The sequence below is a fragment of the Burkholderia lata genome (genome assembly GCF_000012945.1).
GTDB classification, from domain to species: domain Bacteria; phylum Pseudomonadota; class Gammaproteobacteria; order Burkholderiales; family Burkholderiaceae; genus Burkholderia; species Burkholderia lata.
Genome location: NC_007510.1, coordinates 1,966,844 through 1,989,634 on the forward strand (window position 1 = coordinate 1,966,844; position 22,791 = coordinate 1,989,634).

A 22,791-nucleotide genomic window follows, 5' to 3' on the forward strand; every position below is an offset into this window, starting at 1 on the left:
GCAACGTCGGCGCATCGTAGTCGCGTTGCGTGCCGCCCAGCAGGTCCCGATCAGGCACGGCTGCAGCCAGCGAGTGAGCGAGGCGGTTCGCGTGTGCGAGCGTCTGCCGGTCAGGACGATCCGGTTGCATTCGGCACGCGTGATCCGTGACGTCGACAAGCGGTCGCGCGGCGCGCGCGAGTTCGATGCGGACGGCTTTGTCTTCGGTCATGCCGTTGAGCAATGAAAAACCAGGCGCACGGGTGTCGTCATCGGTCTCTCGATCGCGCCATCCCGGATGTGCACCGCGACGTCAACGTTGCCGCACCCGGACGCCGCTTCGCTTCGGTGCGCATCCTGCAACAGTTGCACGAGCGTATTGAAGCCCGTTGGCCGGAAGGCTCGCTTGGTCGAGGAAATCGAACCCAGGCTGCGTAGGGCCGTTTGGCCCGGGATTTTCCGGTGGAAGTGGTCCGCAGTCGTGTAAATCAGATGAGTGATTTTTCAATGCCTGGAAAGCGACAAGCTGCCTGCCCGGGGACGATATTTGGTATTCCGCGCAAGGACGGGAAGGTCGTTGTTGGACAAGTTCTCGAGACATGGGAAGGGTACCCGGGCATTATGTGCATCGCCGTTTTCGATTGCGTGACGTCACTTGCGGATACGGTCGATTTATCGGTGCTGCCTTCGTCCTCGGTTATGTCCGTCACGTCAACTGCAAATGCTGCTATCGCGAAGAGGCATTGGACTGTCCTCGGATCGTTGCCGGTGCTTGTCGATCCGAGATTCTCACCTCATCGGAAATTTGCAGAGGCTAAGTACGCGGGTGCTATGTGGTACTCAAGTCTGATGATCGAGGATCTCGTTAACGCATACTACGGGTTGTCAACATGGGAGCCCTATCCGGGCAGGCCAGGGCAGCTTCGATCGTTGATTTTCTCCGGTTGATCGAGGAAGGTCACAGGAAGTAGTGCGTACGCCAATGCTGGCTCAGAAAAAGTTCAGTGACGTCGTCGGCAGGACATCGAGTAGTTCGGTTCGATCGACGAGTTTGCGAGCAATCATGCGTTGTACCTTTCCTTCGGCTTTCTGAAGATCACGACAGTCGGTTGTCGACCACAAGAGGGCAATCGACTTGCGGAGTAGAATGGATTGGCATCGATCGAGCCGCTCTATATGCAAGCGACGGGGGAAGTCATCATGATTGAATTGCTTGAACCCTTCTCTCGTCAAATGGCGGAAGACCTTCTCTCAGTCTTTCCGGACTGGACGAGTCATCTTCATATTGTTGCCAGCGCCGGGGAGAACTATTTCAATGTTCGAGTACCGTCGCTTGCAGCGGCGAAAGGTGGCGTCTTAGAGGTTTCTTCTCTGTACAACGACGAGGTGACCGTTTTCTACGCAACAACCCATCGGCATTTTTTCACGGTGTTGGGCAACGCAAGTGAGGCCGGTGGTGCAATCGAGTTCCTTCGCAAGATACTCGACGAACAACTTGCCGTGGTCTCGTACATTTGTATTGGAGACTCAACTATACGAGATGGGGTTTTTTCAAGTGTCGCTGTTCCGGCGGACAAGATCCCGCGCGAAAACTATGAGTATTACTACGCTACGTCGATGCGCGTGCGCTCTTGGAAGGGCACTTATGATGCTGACTTCTCCGCTCCGTACGTCAGAGACAAGCCAACAGGCAATGATGGGCGAGCGTAGGTTTTGGCGTAGGTTTTCGCACCGAGCCTTATCAGATAGTGCGCAGGTTCTGTTGCATCACTGGGGGCGGTGCAGGTGATGCGGTGAGTTGTGTGCTCACGTGGCCAGGACAAGTGGTTTTGGCGGCACGAGCCGCCATGCGGCCAGTTTTTGTGGTGGCAATAGAATTAACAGTGATACCTGTCCTTGATGAAGTTATTGTAATAGCTGCCCATAGAGGGCGAGCTCATTAGCCCCTTGTAGACGTTGAGGGGGACGCCACAGAAATCGTAACTATGCCCTTGTGCAAATAGTATTCGCATCCGCAAGCTGCTCGGATCGTAGCCGACTGCGCGAATCGCACTTGACTTTACTCGAATCATTTCCATCGGCATCCCCCATTTACGATACCGCTGTACGTATCCCGATCCTCTTACTGTTGCAGCCTAGCATACCCTATGTCTCGTTTAGGATGGATCGAACCTTATCGGCCTGCCCCGGTATTCATGATTCAATTTTGTCGCACCGCAACTGCAAAAGAGTGAGTAGCCGACGTCGATAGTGTCTCTTGCCCAACGCGGATGGCTTGCGTCCTTGGATCTGTACGACAACATCCGCAGGTACTTCAACCCACTCCGCAAGCGTACTGAACGGCCGGCGGGCCCCGGGCGGAGCAGGTTTTGCGATTCTCTCTTTCGTTATTCAAGCATCCTTCAGGACGACGTTGCTGCGCGGGATGCCCATGATCCGGTCGCCGATGTTCATTCCCCATTCGGTCATGCCGATGCCCTGACTCAATTGCCCGGTCTGCCACCGCGACAGGGCTTCATCGATGCCGGACTCCGCGGAATGCAGCGCCTTGGCCAGGGCCAATGCGTTGGCGGCTGCCTTGGCGGTGCTGCCCGCTGTATGCGGGCGCGGCACAAAGGCGGCGTCGCCCAGCAGGATCGCGCGGCCATACACCATCTGCTTCACCTGCAGATCCAGGATGGCCTGGACGAACGGGTCTTTGGTGGCTTCAACCAGCGTTTGAAAAGTCGGGGCGAGAAGCGCTTTCGACGCCTGCGTCAGGCTAGTGAGGTCTTCGTCTTTCAGTGCACCCGGAGGCAGCGAAAACGAGTGGCGAATCCCGGAGCGGTCGGTCAATAAAGTTGAGAGTTCTTCGCCGTGAGCGGCCTTCCGATACCACACCCAGTTCCAGCGCCGTTGCCCCTCCTGCGTGGACAGGTCTTCGCCCGGGACAAGATATTCGAGCATCAGGTGACCGGGGCCTTGCTGGAAGGCGAAGGTTCCTTTGAGAACAGCTGCGGCGCTCGCCGGGAGTGCCGCTTCAGGAACGAGACCACGCCACGCAACATATCCGGCATAGTTGGGTGAAAGGCCGGCAGAGACCTGCTCGCGGACGGCGGAGCGTGCGCCGTCAGCGCCGACGAGCAGATCGCCGGTTTCAACGCGGCCGCTGGCAAAGTAGGCGGTAATCCGGTCGCCGTTCTGTTCGAAGCGGACGAAGCGCTCGCCCGGATGAAAGACCTGCGCGGGCAGGTGCGCCTTCATCGTGCTGTAGAGCATGTTCCAGGACGTTTGGGTCTGCGGCATAAAGCTGCGCTGAATAACACGATCGCCGCGGTCCAGATAGATGCGGTCGCCCGACTGTACGCCGAGAGCGGTGCCTGTCTGAATGCCCGCGAAATGAAACGCCGACAGGACGTCGTCTTGCAACACGATTCCGCCGCCTCTGCTGTCCAGTTCACTCGGGGAGCGCTCGAAGATGTCGACGTCCCAACCCGCGGCTTGCAGTGTCGTTGCAGTAAAGAGCCCACCGAGCGAGCCGCCGATGATCAGTGCGCGAGGCTTGTTTTTTGCAGTGGCGACCATGGATCTCTCCGATCAAGTAGCGATATGTGAAGGCTAATTGTTGCGATTTGGTTGGTGAATGTGGCGTTATCGCAACGTGACATTGCGCTAAACGCAACGCACTTGGCGCGTGTGTGCCGCGTTGGCGGCCATTCGACCATTGCGTTGCGCCTGGCGCGCATGCCCGGTTCAGCGAGCTGGGCGTGCGCGCCGGCGTTCACCTGCGGGTGTCGATTCAGACTGCGGCCTTGGCCGTGTTGTCGCCGGTGGCGGTTCGAAGTACCTGAGCGAGCACCGAAACCGGTTGTGCACCGCTGACCGGAACGCCGCCGACATGAATGGTCGGCACCGACCGGATGCCGGTGGCCGCGGCCCGCAGTTCGTCGGCAACGACTTCACGCTCGCCGTCGTTCGTCGCCAGGAAACTGCGCACTTCGTCGGCGTCGAACCCCGCACTTTCCGCGAGGCTGACCAGAACCTCGGCCATGCCGATGTCCTGTCCTTCGGAAAAGTACGCAGAGAAAATCGCCTCGAAGAGTGCTTCGGTCCTGGCCGCATTTCCCTTGGACTGAGCAAGGAACATCAGGCGATGGGCAAGCCGTGTGTTGGGCGTCACCGCCACGCGGTCGTAGTTGAATTCGACACCTGCTCGCTTGCCCGCCAGCGTGACGTCGGCATCCATCGCCTGCGAACGTGCCCAACTGCCGAATTTGGCGCTGCGATATGCCTTTCGATCGATTCCGTCCTTGGGCATGGTCGGATTGAGTTCATACGGCAGGTACTTGACGGTCGGTGCGACGGCCAGGTCGACCTCGCGGAGCGCTGTCTTGAGATGTTCGTGGCCGATCCAGCACCACGGGCAGATGAAGTCATACGTGACCTGGATATCGAGCGGATTCATTTGGAAGCTCCTTGCGTTGACGGTACGAGTACTTTAGGCTTTGCGTCAGAGTAAGTGAATATGAGTCAATCGCAAACCAGCGTTGCGGTGTGTGCAAAGGGAAAGGACATAACGTGGACAAGCTACTCGCCTTGCGGGCATTCATTGACGTCGCAGAAACGGGGGGCTTTTCAAAGGCGGCTCGCCGCATGGGGGTTGCCACTTCGTCGGTGACTCGCCTGATGGACGCGTTGGAGCAGTCGCTTGGAAGCGCGTTACTGACTCGGACGACACGTCAGGTGACGTTGACGGATGCCGGTGCTGCGTATCTGGAGCAGATCACACGCGTGCTGTCGGACCTCGACGAAGCCGATGGCAGTGTGTCCGACACGGGCATTGACGCAGTTGGACCGCTGCGTGTTTCCATGCCGGTGACTTTCGGGCGCCTGTGCCTGGGGCCGCACATAGCAAGCTTCCTGCAGCAGCATCCCCGCGTGTCCCTGGACCTGGTGCTGTCGGATTCGACTCTCGATCTGGCTGCCGAGCGAATTGACGTTGCGGTCCGCATCGGCTCACCTGCAAACCAGCCCAATCTGATCGTCAATCGCCTGGCGGAGCATCATCGCTATGTGGTCGCGAGCCATGACTATCTGCAGAGCAACGGGGTGCCCGCCTCACCGGAAGATCTGCGACACCATCAATGCCTGCGTTTTGCGTACGAAGCTGCTTTGCAGCGGTGGTCGTTCACTCGCACAGACGGCACCGTACATGTCGAGATCAATGGCAGGCTTTCGGTGAACAACTCGGACGTGCTGCGCGAGGCGGTTATCAGCGGGTTTGGTATTGCGCTGCTGCCCCAATGGCTCGTCGAAGAGGATGTGGTGGCGGGGCGGCTGAGGCGGCTTTTCGAAGACTACTCGGTCAACCCGCTCGACCAGACCGTCTGCGTTTATGCCGCCTATCTTCCGAATCGCCGCCACTCACGCAAAGTGCATGCGTTGCTGGATTTTCTTCGACATCGCATCACGAACTCCGGTGCGTTCTCGGATGCTTCGAGCTAGGTAGCGATACTGCGCGCCGGCGTGAGCGGATCGCTGGGAAATGGATCCGCGCATGGCTGTGATCGGCCGCGCACCAAGACTTGCTCTACGACGCACTCACGGCTACGCAAGGTTCAGGATTGCCGGCACGAGGCTCCGTTACGGGGCGCCTGATATGTCGGACAGTTCGTCGATCGAACTCGAGCGTTCCGTGGGCACCTCACACCCAAACGGGTAAACACCGACAAGAAAATGCCTCTCTTGGCGCGCTTCGTCATCTTATAATTTATCGGTCGATAAATTGATGGTGGATAAGCGACCAGCGTTCATGTGAATCGCGGGGTATGAGTACAACCGGATTCTCGTTCATCGGTCGACCCTTTCAGTTGTAGTTCGAAAATTAATACGTATTACTAATTATTGGAGTGGGTATGACGATCCTGCGAAGTGCAAAAGTCGTGGTGGCTATGTTGCCGCTCGGATGGGCGTTCGGTGTCTGCGCACAAAGTAGCGTAATGCTGTACGGCATCGTTGACCCAGACGTGGTGTTCGTGAGCAATGCGCAGGTGAACAAGGTCGGTGGCACATTGCACGGTGCCCGTCAGGTCTCGCTGCAGGATGCAACCACTTCGGCTTATGTCGGTAGTCGGTTCGGTATTCGAGGTAGGGAAGACCTCGGCGGCGGCACGTCTACGATATTCACTCTCGAGAACGGCTTCAGCGTGGCGAACGGCTTTCTCGGGCAGGGTGGCGCACTGTTCGGCCGGCAGGCGTTCGTGGGTCTATCGAACGATAGCCTGGGCAGTTTGACGCTCGGGAGACAATATTCACCCGTGGTGGATTTCCTTTCCCCACTAACGACTGTTACGCAGTGGGGCGGTTTCATCACCGCGCATCCGGACGATATCGACAATCTCGGCTTAACGGTGCGACAGAACAATTCAGTAAAGATTTCGTCGCCTGTCTGGCATGGATGGTCAGCCAGTGCAATGTATGGCTTTGGCGGAGTCGCGGGTCAAATGGCGCGAAATCAGGTCATTGCGGCGGGTGCGGGCTACGTGGGCGGCGCGCTGCGCATTGGCGTCGGATATCTGAGCGCGTACGACCCGAACGTGTCCATGTGGGGCAACCAACCCAACGGGGGCGGCAATTTGGTAAATAACATCGGCTCGTTCGGCTCGGAGACGACGCCGCAGAAGAATCCCGTTATGGCTGGATATGCATCCGCTAGCCGTGAACAAACGATTGGTGCTGGAGCAAGCTATACGCTAGGCAGGGCGACGCTTGGGGCAGCGTATACGAACACGCGCTTTGTCGGACTAGGTTCAGACGCTGGCCCCAATCCGCAAGGCTACGTCGGTAGCGCAACATTCAATACGATCGAAGTCAATGGGGCCTATCGAATTGCCCCTGCCGTATCGCTCGGGGCATCATATTCGTACACGCTTACGCGTGGTCCCGATGCGATTGGGGCGCATTACAACCAGATCAATGCTGGCGTGCACTACGCGCTGTCGAAACGCACGGATGTCTATATGATCGCGGTCTATCAGCGTGCATCTGGTGTCGACTCGCTTGGGCAATCAGCCGTGGCATCGATCAATGGGATGACACCATCGGCGTCACGACAGCAGTTCGTGGATGCGATCGGCCTCGCGCATCGATTCTGACCAGTGCGCGGCATACTGCGGTGTCCATTCGAGAAGGTAGCAACCGTCAGTCGTAGCGCCTTGATGCGATGTAGCGCAAAGCGCTTGCGCTTCAGCGCTGCTTGCCGCGTGCGCGCGTCACGCTGCCGGTGAGTTGCTTTAGCGCTATTGGCGTGCCGTGCAGGAAAGCGATGATCTGCCGTTCGATCACGGCATCGAGGTCGTCAGGGATGGGCAAGCCATACACCCACTTCCTGACGCCCAAGTAGAAGATGCTCGCGTGCAAGCTCCAGATCAGCTCGATCTCCGCGTCGATCTGGGCTGCCGTCGTCGGTGTTGCGATGTCGAAAGCGTCCCGCAACTCGCGCAACACGGGCAGGAACACGCGCTCGCGGAGCCGCGACAGGTAGCGAGTATTGAAGCCTTCGCGGCTAAGCCCGGCGAAAATGAACGTCCTGATCCACTCGCGCCGCAGAATGGTTTGTGAATAGGAGCTGTAGAAGGTGACGAGGCGCGCCTGAAGCGGGATCGTGCGATCGGCAATCAGCTTTTCCCACTCAGGGTTCCAGGTATAGATTTCGTCGTACACCCGATCGATCAGGGCTTCCTTGCTCGGAAAGTAACGGTAGAGCAAGGGTTGCGTAACGCCAATCTGCCGCGCGAGTTCGCGCGTGCTGCCGGAAAAGCCGTGTGTCGCGAAATGCTCGATCGCTTTCTCAATGATTTGTCGCTCGCGCGCCTCCGGCGTGAGTCGCCGACCTGGCGTGACGGCATCATCGGGGACGTTCGTCCCGCGGCTGCGGGGCGTCGTGCTGCGCTTGCGTTCGCTCATTCATGGGCTCCTGATAGCGGGCATTCTTAACCTATCGGTCGAAAAATAGCAAGAAACGATAGGTGCCGCGCTCGTGACAGATTGTCATCGATTTCAGGAAAATTCAGTTCGCGACAAGGACTTTAAGATCGGTTTTCACTAATCTCCTTTCAAATTGCCGCGTTCATCTGGCATCCAGCCGGACGTCGCACGCCGAGCACGACTCCATGAACGGAGCGGACCATGCCTTATTTGATATCGTTGGCTGCTGGCTTCGTCGTCGGCCTACTTTATTCCCTGGTGCGTGTGCAATCGCCGGCGCCGCCGCTGATCGCGCTCGTGGGACTACTTGGTATCGTACTGGGAGAGCACGCGATCCCGTTCGTTCAGGCGCAACTCAGGCCGCCGATCGTGCAGGGACTCGAATCTCATGCCGACGCGAATGGCCCGGGAACCACACTCCGTCACCATGAAAAATAGGGGCGGCGACCGATTCATGAGAAGACTTTTCTCGAATCGGAATTAAGGTCGCGCCACTTGGTGCCAACATGCGGCGGTACGTAGAGTGTGGACCGTACTCGAATGAGCGACTAGGAATTTCCACCTGCGAGAAAGGACAGGTTGGTGCTCGGCGGGAGCCGGACTGGTGCCCAAACACGTGTATACGCCTTCCCACGCGTTTGCGGAGCGGACGGGTATTCGGCGTACTGCTCTGCTGTTTTCAATCTGCGGTTGGCTCGGCGTTGTGTCGTCGAGCCATCTCCTCGTCCGTTTCACGATATCGCCTTGTACGACAGGCGCGTAGCCGTCACTCGCCGGTGGTGTGTCCCGTTGCGTCGTGACGCCCATAGTCGACGTAACCGGTCCGATCGCCGCCATACCAGCCCACCGCCTGCGGTGCGGCGAGCGGAGCCTTGTTCGCGATGCGTTCGACCAGATCCGGATTGGCGATGTATGCACGTGCGAACGCGACAAGATCGGCGTCGCCTGACATGATCAATTTGGTTGCGACATCTGGCGAAATGCCGCCGTTTACGATTAATGCCCCTCCGAAGCTCTTGCGCACGATCTCGATGATACGTGGCAGGTCGGGTTCACCGCTCCAGCCATTGGTATCCGCAGCATGCACATACGCGACACCGGCTTCGTCGAGCATGCGGCCGACATAGGCATATGTCGCGTCCGGGTCCGTATCGCGCACATTGTTGTATTTCGCGTATGGCGAGATGCGCACACCGACACGGCTCAACGGAATCTCGCCACCCACCGCGGCGATGATCTCCTCGAGAAAGCGCACGCGGTTCGCCAGCGTGCCACCGTAGCGGTCGTCACGGCGGTTCAGCGTCGACGACAGGAACTGATGCGGCAGGTAGCCGTTAGCCGCGTGGATCTCGACACCATCAAAACCGGCCGACCTCGCGTGAGCAGCGGACTGCCGGAATTCATCGATCGTCTTGACCACTTCGTCAGTCGTCATCGCGCGTGACGGTGTCGCATGGATCTTCGTGTAATACCCGTTTTGCAATTGGGCCCACACCTGCAACTGTTCGAGATCGTCGTTCACGCCGGATGGCGACAATGGCGCTTGCCCGCCGAGTAGCGTCAGCGAACTGACACGTCCGCCGTGCCAGAGCTGCGCGAAGATGCGTCCGCCTTTCGCATGGACGGCCTCGGTGACTTTTTTCCAGCCGGCTACCTGTTCATCGGTAATGAGGCCCGGCGTGAGTTCGAACGATGCGGAGACCGGGCTTACGTTGGTCGCTTCGGACACGATAAGCCCGGCTGACGCGCGCTGTGCGTAGTATTCGGCCATGAGTTCGGTTGGCTGGCCGCGATACGGTGCGCGGGACCGGGTCATTGGCCCCATCACGACGCGATTCGGCAGGATAAGACCGTTCAGATCGAAGTTGCTGAGCAGGGAGGACATGGTGGTATTCCTTTCGAACGAGCAGGGCCATACCGCCAGTGTCGGTTGCGGCGGTGAACGGCGGGAGCCGTCAACCCTGCGGAAGGTTTATGGGAAGCGTGCCGGCATGGATCTCGCGGGCGCGACAAGCGGGAGCCGAGTTCGCGTTAAACCGGTGCCGGCCCGGGTTCAGGTCTGTGCGTGACGCTGTGCATGCGGGCGGCCGATCGCAAGGTAGTGCGCAAGTGCGGCAATCGGGAAGGCCGCGGCCACCGCCGCGACGAGCGGCCAGCCGCCGTGTTCGTATAGTGGGCTTGCGAGTGCCGAACCGGCTGCGCCGCCAACGAAGATGCTGGTCATGTAAAGCGCGTTCAGGCGATTACGGCTTGCCGCATGCAGTGCATAAATTTCACGTTGACCTAGCACCATGTTCATCTGGACCGCGAAATCGAGCACGATACCCGTGACGACGAGACCATACAGGCCGGTACCGTGGAATAGGCCCACTGCGTACGACAGCGTGCCGGCGATCAGCGCAATCAGCGTTGCGCGCACGGTATGGCCTGCATCCGCTAGGCGACCCGCAACCGGTGCCGAAGTCGCTCCAATCGCACCGACGAGCGCGAACAGCCCAATTGCCGATTGCGACAGCCCATAGTGACGCGTGAGCTCGACCGGGACCGCGGTCCAAAACAGGCTGAACGATGCGAACATCAGACCCTGGTAGAGCGCACGATGACGCAGCACGGGCATTGTGCGAACCAGATGCAGCAGCGAGCCGATCAGCTCGAAGTATGTCGAACGATGATCAGGCCGGCGCGATGGAATCGTCAGCGCAAGCAAAGCCGTGACGAGCGTCATCAGCACGGCAGCCGCTGCGAATACAAAGCGCCAGCCAAACGCATCGGCCACTACGCTCGAAAGCGGGCGGGCGAGCAGAATGCCGAGCAGCAACCCGCTCATGATGGTACCGACGACACGGCCACGCGAATGATCCGGCGCCAAGTGCGCGGCGAGCGGAATCAGTATCTGTACCGCCACCGAACTAAAGCCGACCAGTAGCGAGATCATGAGAAACAGGCCTGGCGTGTGGGCGATCGCCGCCGCTGAAAGGCTCGCAATCGAAACAAGGGCTGTTGTGATCATCAGCTTCCGGTTCTCCAGCAGGTCGCCAAGCGGCACGATGAAGAACAGGCCGAATGCGTAGCCGATCTGCGTCAGCGACACAATGAAACTCGCCGTGTCGCTGGACATGTGCAGGCTGGGTGCGATCAGTTCGGTGATGGGCTGCGCGTAGTACAGGTTCGCGACAATCGCACCGCAACTGAACGCGAATAACGCAATGAGCCCTTGCGTGAGCTTCGTAGCACGATCGCGAGCCTCGAGCGACGGTGAAGTTTCTGACATGATCGACTCCTTGAGCGAGGGGAGCCAGGCGTTTATCGGGCCCGGCTGGTGTTGCATTTGCGTAGCATCGTGGTGAACGTTGTGCCGTCCACCGTGTTGCCGACAATCTTATTGATCGATCGATAACATCGGAATGCCAGCGAAACGCAACCCAGCGTTGCGTTTCATGGAAAAGGGTCGGAGCATTCGCCCGCTCGAACTGAATGCTGACGGAGTGAAGGACGACCAGCAGGCGCATGAGATGCCTGTTCTCACGTCACACTCGGGCAGGAAACTGGACGGTTTCGGTGCTCCCAACGATATGAATCGTGCAGCGCAGGCACCTGCCGCACGCTGGCGTGTGTTTGTTGATCAGAGCGCTCGGTGTGATGCGCAAGACCTGTCCACTCAGTTTCGCTTGCCTTGCAACGTCGGAACCTGTGCGTATAGATCGGAGAGCCAGTCAACGAAGATCTTCAGCTTGGCTGGTATGTGGCGATTGGGCGGATACACCACGGAGATTGGCCGCGGCGGTGAGTTGACGTCTGTCAGCACTTCGCGCAATTCGCCGGACGCCAGATACGGCGTGACCAGGTACAGCGAGGTTTTGATCAATCCGATGCCGGCCACGCCGCATGCGATATACGTATCGGCATCGTTGACCGCGACGGAGGCGCACATCTGTGCGATACGCGCTTCCCCATCAATGACAAAATCCCAGATCCGGGGGCGACCCGTATCAGGTGATACATGGTTGACTGCGATATGTCGCGTAAGGTCGCCGACGGTCTCGGGCACTCCGTATCGCTCGATGTACGACGGTGCTGCACAGGTACAGGTCGTGAGGTCGCCGATCCGTTTGGCAATCAATCCGGAGTCGTCGAGTGCGCCAATCCGGACGACGCAGTCGACGCCTTCCCCTACGACGTCGATATGGCGATCCGTCGCACCGAGTTCGATCGTGATGTCCGGGTTCGAGGCGAGAAAGGCGGGCAGTGCGGGTACGAGTATCTGCTTGGCCATTGCCGGGGGCAGGTTTACCTTCAAGCGACCACGTGGAGCGCTGCGTGCACGGGAAACCGACGCCTCCATGTCATCGATCTCACGCAGTACGGCGATGCAGCGTTCGTAGTACGACTGCCCGTCCTCTGTCAGCGATAGCCGGCGGGTTGTGCGGTTCAACAATCGGCAGCCGAGATGTTGTTCGAGTGTGCGCAGCATCGCGGATACACGCGGCGTCGTGAGACCAGTTGTGTCCGACGCGCGCGTTAAGCTGCCTGTTTCGACGATGCGTGTGAATATGCGCATCGAAAGAAGTGTATCCATCAGTCGCGATTCTCCACCCTGATAGTCGGCAGCACCCGTGCGCGCCTACGCGTCGATACGCCTTCTGAGCCGTTCTCCAGCGAACGGCATTTCGCGCAGGCGCTGGCCGGTCGCATCGAAGATCGCATTTGCAAGCGCACCGGCGGTCGGGCCCATCGATGCCTCTGCCGCGCCGAGGAATGGCGCACCCGGGCGGTTGATCAGGTGAACGTTCAAGCTGCGCGGTGCCGCCGAAAAGCGCAGGATCGGGTAACTACTCCAGTCGAAGCTGCGAACCCGCTGCGTGTCGTACTTCAGTTCCTCGTACAACGTCCAGCTTGCCGCCTGGATGATGCCGCCTTCGATCTGATTGCGGATGCCATCCGGCGTGACGATCTGTCCCGCGTCAACTGCTGCTTCAGCGCGCTCGAGGATCACCTGGCCCGTTTCCGGAACGATCGTGATTTCGACCGCTATCGCGACATAGGCCATCAGATTCTTATACTTCCCAAAGGCGAAACCGACGCCTCGATTACGAGCTCGTGGTGGTCGAGGCCAGCCGAAGCGTGTCGCAGCGAGTTCAATCACTTGGCGCGCGCGTGGATCCTGCATGTGGCGTAAGCGGAATTCGACGGGATCGACGCCCGCCGTGTGTGCAAGTTCGTCCATGAAGCTTTCGATTGACAGCACGTTCATGTGTGCGCCAAGCGATCGCATCGCCGACGTCTGCAGTGGCATCGTCGGCGAGAAGTTGTTGACGACATGCATGTTTGGAAAGGCGTAAAGCGGGATCGCGTTGCGATCGCCGCCGCCCTCCGGCTGCAGCATCGGTGTCGATGGTGCAGACACAAACGGTGGCTCCAGCATTCGCGCCGGCAGCAGTCGGCCGGCGTTGACGATCCGTTCGTTATGCGAGCTGCTCCACAGGGCGTACTTCCAGTCCACGATATGCCCGCTTGCGTCGAGAGACGCACTGATTTCGGTGACCATGGCGGGTGTGAAGTGATCCCACGCGTGCTCCTGCTCACGCATCCATTGAACCCTGACCGGCTGATCCGGCATCGCGACCGCGATGAGCGCTGCGTGTGCGGCGGCGTCGTCCGCCCCATTGTGTCCATAGCAACCCGAACCCTCTACATGAACGCAGCGGATGCTTTGTTTAGGCATCGACAGCATTTCGGCGAGCCCGTCGCGCAGCGGATAAACACCCTGCGAGTGTGTCCAGACGGTCAGGACACCGTTCTCCAGGTGAGCGACTGAGCAGGACGGTCCTATCGAGCCGTGCAAAAGGTAGTTCTTCAGGAAGGTTGCAGTCAGCGTTTTAGTGGCCGGCGCGGTCGCTGTGTGCGTATTGGCGATTTCAATGCGTTGTGTCGAGATGCGCTTCAGTTCTTCATGAACCGTGTTGCGATCCGGCAGCGATCGGCCGGTCGACCAGCGACAACCGTTCGCAAGCGCACGCTGGGCGGTGACGGCCTGCCATTCTCCGCGCGCGACGACTGCGAGCATGCTGCCGTTGCGTACGATTCGTACGATCCCGGGCATCTTCAGAATTGCGTCTTCGTCGAAAGACTGCAACTTCGAGTCATAGACGGGCGGCATCACGACACGTGCGTGCAGCATGCCGGGTAACTCTATGTCCTGTACGTAGCTGACACCGCCCGTGACCTTGTTTGGAATGTCGACCCGAGGCAGCGATTCACCGATTACCTTGAACGTTGCGGGATCCCTGAGCGGCGACGCTGGCGTGGCTGCGCGATGAAGATTGACGAGCCGTACCGCGTTGCCGTAGCTCATCGTGCGCCCGTCGGGGGCCTTGATCGAACCGTCGCTGGTCGTTAGTGCGTGAGGATCGACACCGAGATGTTTCGCGGCGCCATCGATCAGTAGTGCGCGCACTTGAGCGGCGGCGTTCAGCAATGCGCTACCGCTGTCGGCGATCGTGTGGCTGCCTGCCGTCAATCCTTCGTCGGGGGACGCACCGGTATCGGCGGTGAGGAAAGTGATCAGCGACGGGCGCATGTCCAGTTCTTCGGCGGCGATCTGTAGTAGAGCAGTGCGCACGCCGGTGCCGAGCTCGACCTTGCCTGTAAACACGGTAACTTTGCCTTCCGGCGTAATCTTGATCCATGCATCCAGCAGCGGGTTGGTTTTCAGGCTGCCTGCAAGCGTCTCGGTAGCCTTCGAAACGTGGACGGCGGCGCCTTCGTCGGCAATCACGGCCTGCGCGACCGCGCGAGAGGCCGGAGCAAGGCTGAATGCGACGAAGAGCGCACTTGAGACGATGAAATTCCGGCGACCTTCGTCTATGTCGTCGTGTTGGTTCTCGAGGTCGTTCATCAGAGGGCCTTGCTGACCGTCACGGGTTCGGAAGCGTTTTCCGGTTGCTGTAAGCCCGCGACCTGACGCACGGCCGCCAGGATACGCATGTGGGTTCCGCAACGGCACAGGTTCGGCTCCATGTGTGCGCGCAACTCGCTTTCCGTCGGGTGGGGGTTCCGTTCGAGCAACGCCTGCGCACGCATGATCATTCCGGCGATGCAATAGCCGCATTGTGCGGCCTGATGATCGATGAAGGCACGTTGGAGCGGCCCAGGCCGCTCCAACGTGCCGAGACTTTCAATGGTCCTGACGTGGCGTTGCCCGATGGCGGCGATCGGAATCAGGCAGGAAAACATCGGCTTGTCGTCGACAATCACGGTACATGCGCCACATTGTCCGAGACCACACCCGAACTTTGCTCCGTGCAGATGCAGGTCGTTGCGCAGCACATACAGGAGTGGAGTCGTGGGATCGATGTCGAGTGTGTGCTGGACACTGTTCACGGTGATGGCGATCATCGCGCTCCGTCCTCCTTCCTGAGTTTCGCGGCCATGGCTTCGATCCCGGTCCATGCGGGGCGATCCGAATACGCACCACGGATGTAAGCCACCAGATCCGCGATCTGACGATCGTCGTATTGTTCGATGAACGACGGCATGTAGTTGAGGGTATCCTCGCCATGCCACGTGATTCCGTTGAGGATCATCTGAATCGCATTGCGCGGCGTGGTCGCGTTGACGGATGTACTGAAGGCCAGCGTCGGGCGCTCGCCGATTTCCTGCATTGGCGACCCCTGGCCATGACATTGCGCGCAAGACGCCTGGAACAGTAAGGCGCCGCGTTGCTCGCTCACTGTCGCCACCTTGCTTGCGATGGTGCTAGCCACAGGTTGAACAGTTACTGGTTTCTGGATCGACAGAATGTAAGAGGCGATTGCTTCGACGTCTTCGACCGGCACTGTCGCGAGATCGCGCGTGACTGGCAGCATTGGTCCGGCGGCCGCGCCATGTTCACTTGCACGGCCGGTGCGCAGATAGGCAACGAGCTGTCCTCGTGCCCATGGTCGCGTGGCGCTGCCTAGCATATTGAGCGGTGGCGCTTCCCAGCCGTCGACAATGCCGCCGTCGAACGTCTTTCCGGCCTGTTCACCGCCGATCGCGTTGAGTGGAGAATGGCAGGATGCGCAGTGCCCAAGGCCATCGACAAGTTGCTTGCCCCGATTCCACTCGGCCGACTGAGCCGAGTCTGGCCGAGACTCGCCCTCGCGCAGATAGAGGATGTTCCAGAACGCGACGGGTGGCCGAAAGTTGAGCGGAAAGATCAAGTCGTTCACGGGGGCTGAAGCGTGAACGGGTTCACGCGTCATCAGGTACGCGTAGGCGGCCGCGATATCCTGGTCGGACATGCGCGTGAAATGGATATACGGAAATGCCGGATAGAGTTGATGGCCGTCACGCGCGATCCCGCGTCGTAGCGCGCGGGCGAATGCTTCTTGCGACCAACGGCCGATTCCGGTGTCGGGGTCTGGCGTGATGTTTGTCGCATAGATCGTGCCGAACGGAGTCGCAAGCGGCAATCCGCCTGAAAACGGCTTGCCGCCTTTTGCGGTATGGCAAACGATGCAGTCGCCGAGCGCGATGATCCGTGCGCCGGCACGGACGAGTTGCGGGTCGAATACTGCGCGCGGCTCGACTGGTTCGATCGCTTGCTCATACATGATGCCGATCGCGATCGCCAAGCCGACGAGTGCGATCCCTGCAAGGCCAAGCCAGAGTCGTTTGTGCTTCACGCGTGCTCCAGGCAGATCGATTCGCGACCGGTCGCGCCATTTGCACGCCGGATCATACAAGCAGTCTAGGAGTGTGTGGCCACAATGTCCTTAAGGCTGGCTGAAACGTTGTGAACCCACTTAAGCACTACGCCGTAGCGGAATTTAAGAACGAGCCAATGGCGACGTGACTTTCCGGTATGTCTGTCGCACCCCGGCAAGGGGTCTTGGTCACGCCGGTATTCATGCAAGCGGTACATGCCGCATTCAACGCGATCGTCATCGATTTTTGTCGAGTCAAATCGGGTGGCCGAGTCCGAATGCCGTGGCCAACTCGGGGCCCTTCCGAAGCAATGAAGTTACGTCGGCGCGGCGCTCGATTGACCATCGAGCAAGTCGTGCAACGACGTCGGTTGCGTCCGCGGGCAGCGATTCAGCGAGCGAAACGGCGTCGCGCGCCGCCTTTGATGTGCCGGATGCCGTGTGTGGCCGCACGGTACATGCCGCGTCTCCGACCAATGCCACGCGACCGTGGGCAAAGTGCGGGCTCAGTGCGTCAAAGATTGCCTGGACGAACGGTGCCCGCGTGGCGAGGACCAACTGAGAGAAGACGGCAGGCAGCCGTTCGCTCGCGAGTTGCCTTAGACTCGCAACCGAGTCGTTCGAAAGCTGACCGGGGTGAATCGACCCATGATGGATCGTTCCCGTCTGATCGGTCAAATGACGACGCAACGCATCCGGGTTCGTTTCGTTGCGATACCAGAGCCAGTTAAAGCGCCGCGCGCCCGGTTCGAGCGAGCCGTCAAGTGCAGGGATCAGAAACGCCATGAACAGCTCACCCGGTGCCTTGTGGAGTGTCATGTTCTCGACCAGCGTCGCGATCGCTGCGGCGTCGAAATCAGCCTCGTCGACAATGCCACGCCAGGCGATGTAGCCGGCGAACGACGGCACATAATCGGGAAAGATGTGGGCACGCAGGGCCGATCCCATTCCATCCGCCGCAATGAGGACGTCAGCACGAACCTGTCGACCGTCGATATGAATGTTGACGCCATCGGCATCTTGCTCGAAGCCAGTGACGGCATGGCCATAATGGATCTGCCCGTGAGGCAACGTGCTGCAGAGTGAGCGGTAGACCGCATCCCATGACGAGAACGGCAGCATCTCCGGCTCGTCTCGCGTGACAACGCCGTCACGGTCGATCCATTGTCTGCGTCGTGTTGGCACGCTGATCATGGCGCGGCAATGATGTCCATGCTGTTCGAGAAATGCCATCATGCGCCTAAGGACGGCTACGCCACCGCCTTGTCCTCGCAACGGAGTAGGCGAGCGCTCATAGATCTCTACATCGTGCCCGATGCAATCAAGAGTCAGAGCGGCTGAGAGACCGGCGATCGAACCACCCGCAACGACTACTTTCATCTTCGCTTACTCCCGTGCGCGGCAGGTGTGAAGTACCACGGATTGAATGTCGGTCTTTCCCGCCGGCGTGCGTTTGCCGCGGCTGAGAGCGCGTTGGCGGGTGAGTCAGCCACCAACGCGTATGCCGTATTGCAACGTCCCACGGTGTTGTCAGATCGGAGATCGAATGATGCCACTATCGATCTGGTTTTGCTCGGGCGGTGTGGGGATTTGATCGGAAATCAACCGTGCCGCGTCCCCCCCAATTCGCACTCGACGAGCTGCGTGTCAAATCGTGCGCGCTCCTGTCGGGCCCGGGCCGAGTTGTCCGCAACGGAAATCACGACAATGCCGGCGAACGCGACAGCCATCGAAAAGAGTGCGGGGTATTCGTACGGGTAGAGAGCATGCGCGTGGCCAAGAACCTGTACCCATACTGTCGGACTCAATACGGTCAGCACAACGGCGGTGATGAGACCGAGCATGCCACCGATGACAGCGCCGCGCGTGGTCAGGCCGCGCCAATAGATCGAGAGCAGTAGGACCGGGAAGTTTGAGCTGGCCGCAATCGAAAACGTAAGACTGACAATGAAGGCGATGTTTTGCTTCTCGAAGGCGATACCGAGGAGCACTGCCAGGACGCCCAGGACGAGCGTGGTTATACGGGCCACGCGCATTTCATCGCGATCAGACGCATTGCCACGGCGCAGGACATTCGCGTACAGGTCATGCGAGATCGCGGACGATCCAGCCAGGGTCAGGCCGGCTACCACTGCAAGAATGGTCGAGAATGCGACTGCGCAGATGAATCCGAGGAACACGTTTCCCCCCACCGCGTGCGCGAGATGGATCGCTACCATGTTCACGCCGCCGATCACGGAACCTGACGAATTGTGATACTCCGGATTTGACGCAACGAGTGCGATTGTCCCGAAGCCAATGATGATGATCAATGCGTAGCCGACGCCGACGATACCCGTGGCGTAAAGAATGCTCTTGCGCGCAGCCTTGACGTTGCCGACCGTGAAGAATCGCATCAGGATATGGGGCAGCCCGGCCGTGCCGAAGATCAGCGCGAGGCCGAGCGATACAGCGGAAACCGGATCCGAGACAAGCCCGCCTGGGCGCATGATGGCATCGTGCTTCGAATGCACGAGAACCGCCTGCGTGAAAAGGGCGTTCAGGCTGAAGCCGAAATGACTCAGCACCATGAGTGCCATGAATGCTGCGCCGGCGAGTAGCAGGACGGCCTTGACGATCTGAATCCACGTCGTTGCCAGCATTCCGCCGAAGAATACGTAGACGACCATCAGCAGGCCGACGATCAGTACCGCAATGGTGTAATTCAGGCCGAACAGCAATTCGACCAGCTTGCCCGCGCCAACCATCTGCGACACGAGATACAGCAGCACGATGACGATCGAGCTCGAAGCCGCAAAGGCCCGGATTGGCCGTTGCTGGAGCCGGTAGGACACCACGTCTGCCAGTGTGTATTTGCCGAGGTTGCGCAACGGCTCGGCGATCAGGAACAGGATGATGGGCCAGCTCGCGAGAAATCCGATGGAATAGATCAGCCCATCGTAACCGCTTGTGAACACGAGCGCCGAGATGCCGAGCAGAGATGCCGCCGACATGTAGTCACCGGCAATCGCCCATCCGTTCTGGAACGCAGTAATCTTGCCTCCGGCGGCATAGTGATCAGCGACGCTGTGGTTTTTGCGGGCCGCCCAGCGGGTGATCAGGAGTGTCGATGCCACAAACAACAAGAACATGCCGATTGCGACCGGATTATGGCCGTGCGTGAGCGATCCAGGTTGGGCCGCGACTGCTGGCAATGCTTCGATCGCGATGAGCGACGCGAGTAGTACACGCTTCATTGATCGTCCCCTTGACGGATCGACGCGACGATCGCGTCATAGACGGAATTGGCCCGGTACACGTATACAGCGACCAGTGCAAATGTCAGGGCGAACATGCCGAAACCGACGGGGATACCCCACGTAGTCGGTTGGCCTTGAACGATCTGTTGTCCGAGCAACTGCGGGAAGAACGCGAGAGTAAGGATGAACGCGAAATAGATCGCGAGCATCGCGATCGTCATCGACCAGGCAAAAGTGCGGCGCCGTTTGACCAGGTCACGAAAGCGCACGTCGCTCAGCAACGGATGCTGCGTTACCGTAGCGGACGCCTCTGTGTTCAGGGCAACGCCTTCGGTGGCCGAAATTGGGTGATCCACGATGTCTCCTTCGTGTTGTGTCTGTTGTAACGCTAGGCGGGAGCGACCGACGACAGGCACTCCCGTTCACGATCAGAAGTGCGGTGGAACGGCGGTTTCCCGCATGACAACCTCTGGTGTCCGGTAACGTTCAGCCATTTCGCGTTCAGTGTCGTTCTTGAGCTGTGCCTGCATGTAGGCGCCAAGGTGGCGCGCATGTTGCACGATAGCGATGCCGAACTGCGTGCGTATCTGGCTGTATTCGGACAGGGCATCGAGCGTATCGGTGCGCGTCGCGAGGGCGGTGACGAGCGCCATTGCGTCGCCCGCAGCTTTCGCGACACCCATTCCACAATGCGGTCGTGCCACAAACGCGGCATCGCCGAGCAGGGCAATGCGGCCGAATGCCATTTGCGGCACTTCAAGATCAAAGATCGGCTGGAACAGCGGCTGGGTTGCCCGCGAGACGACTTCTGCAAACTGGGGCGCCAGGAGTGCCTGCGCTGCTTCTTCGACATCGGCGATCACTTCGCGGCGGATGAACGTTGGGGGAATGCCGCCCTCCCAAAGTTTTCCGGTGGCGTCGGTCAGCAGGTTGGGTAAATCTTCCTCTTCGCTAGCGGGTCGGTACCAGACAAAGTTGTAGCGTCGCTCGCCGGGCTTTGTGCTGTTGCCATGCCCCGCGACTGGATAGCCAAGAATTTGTTCTCGTGGAGGCAGGCCAAACGCGAAATTTTCGAATAGCGCCGCATGGGTGGAGTCCGACAGGCTGAGTTCGTCGGCAAGGCCACGCCATGCGACATATCCAGCGTACTGGAGCGGGGTACCCGGCAGGAATTTTTCGCGCACTGCCGAGCGGAACCCGTCAGCGGCGATGACCAGGTCAGCATGTACCACCGAGCCGTCCGAAAGCATGACGGACGCGCGGTCCGACCCATCGGTGACACTGGTCACGACTGCTCCGGAATGGTAGTGCTGGTCCGGCAATGCAGAGCGAAGCACGTGATACATCTTGCTCCACGCAGTGAGCGTCTGGGGTAACCGGTGTTCGGAGACGATCGTGCCATCCTGACCAAGCGTAATCCGTGATTCAACCTTTACGCCGATCGTCTCGTCGAGGCGAACGCCTGCAGCGAGCATCACTTCAAACAACTCAGGGTGTGTGACGATGCCGGCACCGCGGCCGGACAGCTCTTCAGGTACGCGCTCGAAAACGTCAACGTCCCAACCATTGCGCAGAAGAAGGTTCGCGGCAAAGAGCCCGCCCAGCGAGCCGCCGACGATGACGGCCTTCCGGTTCGCCGATGTACTGTTGTTCATTTCAGTCTCCGTTGGTTCCGGCGGCTTGCTCGGTAGCACCCGGCACAGTCAGGTGAGCAACCTCAGCGGCGGGGTAATTGAGTTCGATGGTGACGCCCGACGGATCTTCGATGAACACCTGATGCAACCCAAGGCTCGGCACTGTCCGGTCGCGCCAGACGATGTTTTCTGCACGTAACGTGTCCCAAAGCGCTTCGACGCCAGTGGCCAAGAACGCAATGTGGTCAACGGTTCCCGTACCGGTGGTCGGTACGTCCTTGTCGCCGAGATAGGCGGCGAGACCGGCGGGGTTATCGGGGTCAACCCCGACGATGTGGACCGTTCCGTAGTCGGCCTCGTCGTCCCCCTTGTAGAGCCACACGCCAGGGAAATCGAATGGAGGACGGTAGCCGCGACTGAAGCCGAGTACGCGCTCATAGAACCGGCACGATTTCTCGAGATCGAGTGTACGGATCGAGTAGTGGGCAAGTCTGGTAACAGGCATCGGGCGCTCCTTAATTTATCAGTCGATAAGTTATCGTTCGATAAATTGTAGCCGAAAATTCCGTGAGGACAAGAAGGAGGCTGGGCCGTGTTAACCCTTGATCAAAAAAGATGCCGCGTGCGATCGCCGGATGGGGTTGGGGTCCGCAAGCAGGTGTGTGTTGGCGCCGACAATGCGGAATGAAAGACGTCGAATCGCAGGGATTGCGCAGCTAACGTTGGTAGAACGTAAGAGTGACTCGAAGACCGAACACGGCGAGCGGTTCAACGAAATGCACGTGCCTAACCGAGTTGCCTCGATGTGCAATTAGCCGGCCTTGGCGATCATCGATGATGTGTCCCAACCTCAAGGGTCTATCTCACCGGCGATAGTTTTGTCCTCGTAGCACCATACCCAATGCTCGCCGGGTTCGATCGATCGAGCAAGGCGATGGCCGGTCTCCAGATAGTGTTTGCTTGCATGACGATTCGGAGATGAGTCGCAGCAGCCGACGCGTCCGCATGTCAGACACAAACGGAGATGTACCCAACGATCCCCGGATTTGACGCATTCTTCGCAGTAGTCTATCTCGGTGGTCAGGATGCGAGCTTCGCCGAGGTGAGTACATTTCGTGTTCATCGTCGACTCCGTGAACATGTTTGGATGTTGGTTGGCATACCCCAACGCGACAACAGACGAGCGGGGCATCTCGATGCTTCCGTCGGCCACGAATCGAACAATAGGAAACGCCACGTGCAATCGACGTTGACGCGTGGCATTGTTCCGCAGGATTCTTGCACGGT

The 22,791-nt window shown here is 59.3% G+C and carries 20 protein-coding genes; 4 read left to right on the forward strand and 16 right to left on the reverse strand.

Features of this window, described 5'->3' with window-relative positions:
- Positions 1–1,131 precede the first annotated feature (1,131 nt).
- The gene (locus BCEP18194_RS14810; protein ID WP_041492840.1) at positions 1,132–1,689 is read left to right on the forward strand and encodes a hypothetical protein; all 558 of its coding nucleotides are present in this window, start codon (positions 1,132–1,134) and stop codon (positions 1,687–1,689) included.
- A gap of 167 nt (positions 1,690–1,856) precedes the next feature.
- On the opposite strand, the gene BCEP18194_RS42440 is transcribed toward BCEP18194_RS14810, so the two are convergent.
- The 3 genes from BCEP18194_RS42440 to BCEP18194_RS14820 form a co-directional block, all read right to left on the reverse strand.
- Positions 1,857–2,063: a KTSC domain-containing protein gene (locus BCEP18194_RS42440; protein WP_011352098.1), complete on the reverse strand. Its 207-nt coding sequence runs from the start codon at positions 2,061–2,063 to the stop codon at positions 1,857–1,859.
- A gap of 307 nt (positions 2,064–2,370) precedes the next feature.
- The gene (locus BCEP18194_RS14815) at positions 2,371–3,543 is read right to left on the reverse strand and encodes an FAD binding domain-containing protein (protein WP_011352099.1); all 1,173 of its coding nucleotides are present in this window, start codon (positions 3,541–3,543) and stop codon (positions 2,371–2,373) included.
- 214 nt (positions 3,544–3,757) lie between these two features.
- Positions 3,758–4,423, reverse strand: coding sequence for a DsbA family oxidoreductase (locus tag BCEP18194_RS14820; protein WP_011352100.1), 666 nt, complete (start codon positions 4,421–4,423; stop codon positions 3,758–3,760).
- A gap of 113 nt (positions 4,424–4,536) precedes the next feature.
- Between BCEP18194_RS14820 and BCEP18194_RS14825 the strand changes: the two genes are divergently transcribed.
- Positions 4,537–5,463: a LysR family transcriptional regulator gene (locus tag BCEP18194_RS14825; RefSeq protein ID WP_011352101.1), complete on the forward strand. Its 927-nt coding sequence runs from the start codon at positions 4,537–4,539 to the stop codon at positions 5,461–5,463.
- A gap of 410 nt (positions 5,464–5,873) precedes the next feature.
- Positions 5,874–7,112 (forward strand): porin, encoded by a 1,239-nt coding sequence (locus BCEP18194_RS14830; protein WP_011352102.1) that lies wholly within the window; start codon positions 5,874–5,876, stop codon positions 7,110–7,112.
- Positions 7,113–7,203: 91 nt separating this feature from the next.
- Here the strand turns inward: BCEP18194_RS14830 and BCEP18194_RS14835 are convergent, their stop codons facing one another.
- Entirely contained in the window at positions 7,204–7,923 is a 720-nt protein-coding gene (locus BCEP18194_RS14835) for a TetR/AcrR family transcriptional regulator (protein WP_011352103.1), read from the reverse strand.
- Between the two features lie 222 nt (positions 7,924–8,145).
- Here BCEP18194_RS14835 and BCEP18194_RS39685 point away from each other — a divergent pair, with 222 nt between their 5' ends.
- Positions 8,146–8,382, forward strand: a complete 237-nt coding sequence (locus tag BCEP18194_RS39685; RefSeq protein ID WP_011352104.1) for a DUF1427 family protein — start codon at positions 8,146–8,148, stop codon at positions 8,380–8,382.
- Positions 8,383–8,710: 328 nt separating this feature from the next.
- Here BCEP18194_RS39685 and BCEP18194_RS14840 read toward each other — a convergent pair whose 3' ends face one another.
- From BCEP18194_RS14840 to BCEP18194_RS39690, 12 genes are all read right to left on the reverse strand, one after another.
- Positions 8,711–9,829 carry an alkene reductase gene (locus tag BCEP18194_RS14840; protein WP_011352105.1) on the reverse strand — a complete coding sequence of 373 codons (1,119 nt, stop codon included), beginning with the start codon at positions 9,827–9,829 and terminating at the stop codon, positions 8,711–8,713.
- Between the two features lie 168 nt (positions 9,830–9,997).
- Positions 9,998–11,215, reverse strand: coding sequence for an MFS transporter (locus tag BCEP18194_RS14845; protein WP_011352106.1), 1,218 nt, complete (start codon positions 11,213–11,215; stop codon positions 9,998–10,000).
- A gap of 387 nt (positions 11,216–11,602) precedes the next feature.
- Complete coding sequence (locus BCEP18194_RS14850; RefSeq protein ID WP_011352107.1) at positions 11,603–12,520, reverse strand: LysR family transcriptional regulator; 918 nt, start codon at positions 12,518–12,520, stop codon at positions 11,603–11,605.
- 45 nt (positions 12,521–12,565) lie between these two features.
- Positions 12,566–14,839, reverse strand: coding sequence for a xanthine dehydrogenase family protein molybdopterin-binding subunit (locus BCEP18194_RS14855; RefSeq protein WP_011352108.1), 2,274 nt, complete (start codon positions 14,837–14,839; stop codon positions 12,566–12,568).
- Positions 14,839–15,339: a (2Fe-2S)-binding protein gene (locus BCEP18194_RS14860; RefSeq protein WP_011352109.1), complete on the reverse strand. Its 501-nt coding sequence runs from the start codon at positions 15,337–15,339 to the stop codon at positions 14,839–14,841. Before BCEP18194_RS14860 ends, BCEP18194_RS14855 begins: the two co-directional genes overlap by 1 nt.
- Positions 15,336–16,610, reverse strand: coding sequence for a c-type cytochrome (locus BCEP18194_RS14865; RefSeq protein ID WP_011352110.1), 1,275 nt, complete (start codon positions 16,608–16,610; stop codon positions 15,336–15,338). Before BCEP18194_RS14865 ends, BCEP18194_RS14860 begins: the two co-directional genes overlap by 4 nt.
- 276 nt (positions 16,611–16,886) lie before the next feature.
- Complete coding sequence (locus BCEP18194_RS14870) at positions 16,887–18,011, reverse strand: FAD binding domain-containing protein (RefSeq protein ID WP_011352111.1); 1,125 nt, start codon at positions 18,009–18,011, stop codon at positions 16,887–16,889.
- Between the two features lie 221 nt (positions 18,012–18,232).
- Complete coding sequence (locus BCEP18194_RS14875; protein WP_011352112.1) at positions 18,233–19,867, reverse strand: cation acetate symporter; 1,635 nt, start codon at positions 19,865–19,867, stop codon at positions 18,233–18,235.
- Positions 19,864–20,226, reverse strand: coding sequence for a DUF485 domain-containing protein (locus BCEP18194_RS14880; protein ID WP_011352113.1), 363 nt, complete (start codon positions 20,224–20,226; stop codon positions 19,864–19,866). The genes BCEP18194_RS14875 and BCEP18194_RS14880 overlap by 4 nt, the downstream gene beginning before the upstream one ends.
- Positions 20,227–20,298: 72 nt before the next feature.
- A complete protein-coding gene (locus tag BCEP18194_RS14885) occupies positions 20,299–21,525 on the reverse strand; it encodes an FAD binding domain-containing protein (protein ID WP_011352114.1) in 1,227 nt (408 codons plus the stop codon).
- Between the two features lies 1 nt (position 21,526).
- Positions 21,527–22,009 (reverse strand): VOC family protein, encoded by a 483-nt coding sequence (locus BCEP18194_RS14890; protein ID WP_011352115.1) that lies wholly within the window; start codon positions 22,007–22,009, stop codon positions 21,527–21,529.
- A 345-nt stretch (positions 22,010–22,354) separates the two neighbouring features.
- The gene (locus BCEP18194_RS39690) at positions 22,355–22,627 is read right to left on the reverse strand and encodes a UBP-type zinc finger domain-containing protein (protein ID WP_081436638.1); all 273 of its coding nucleotides are present in this window, start codon (positions 22,625–22,627) and stop codon (positions 22,355–22,357) included.
- Positions 22,628–22,791 lie beyond the last annotated feature (164 nt).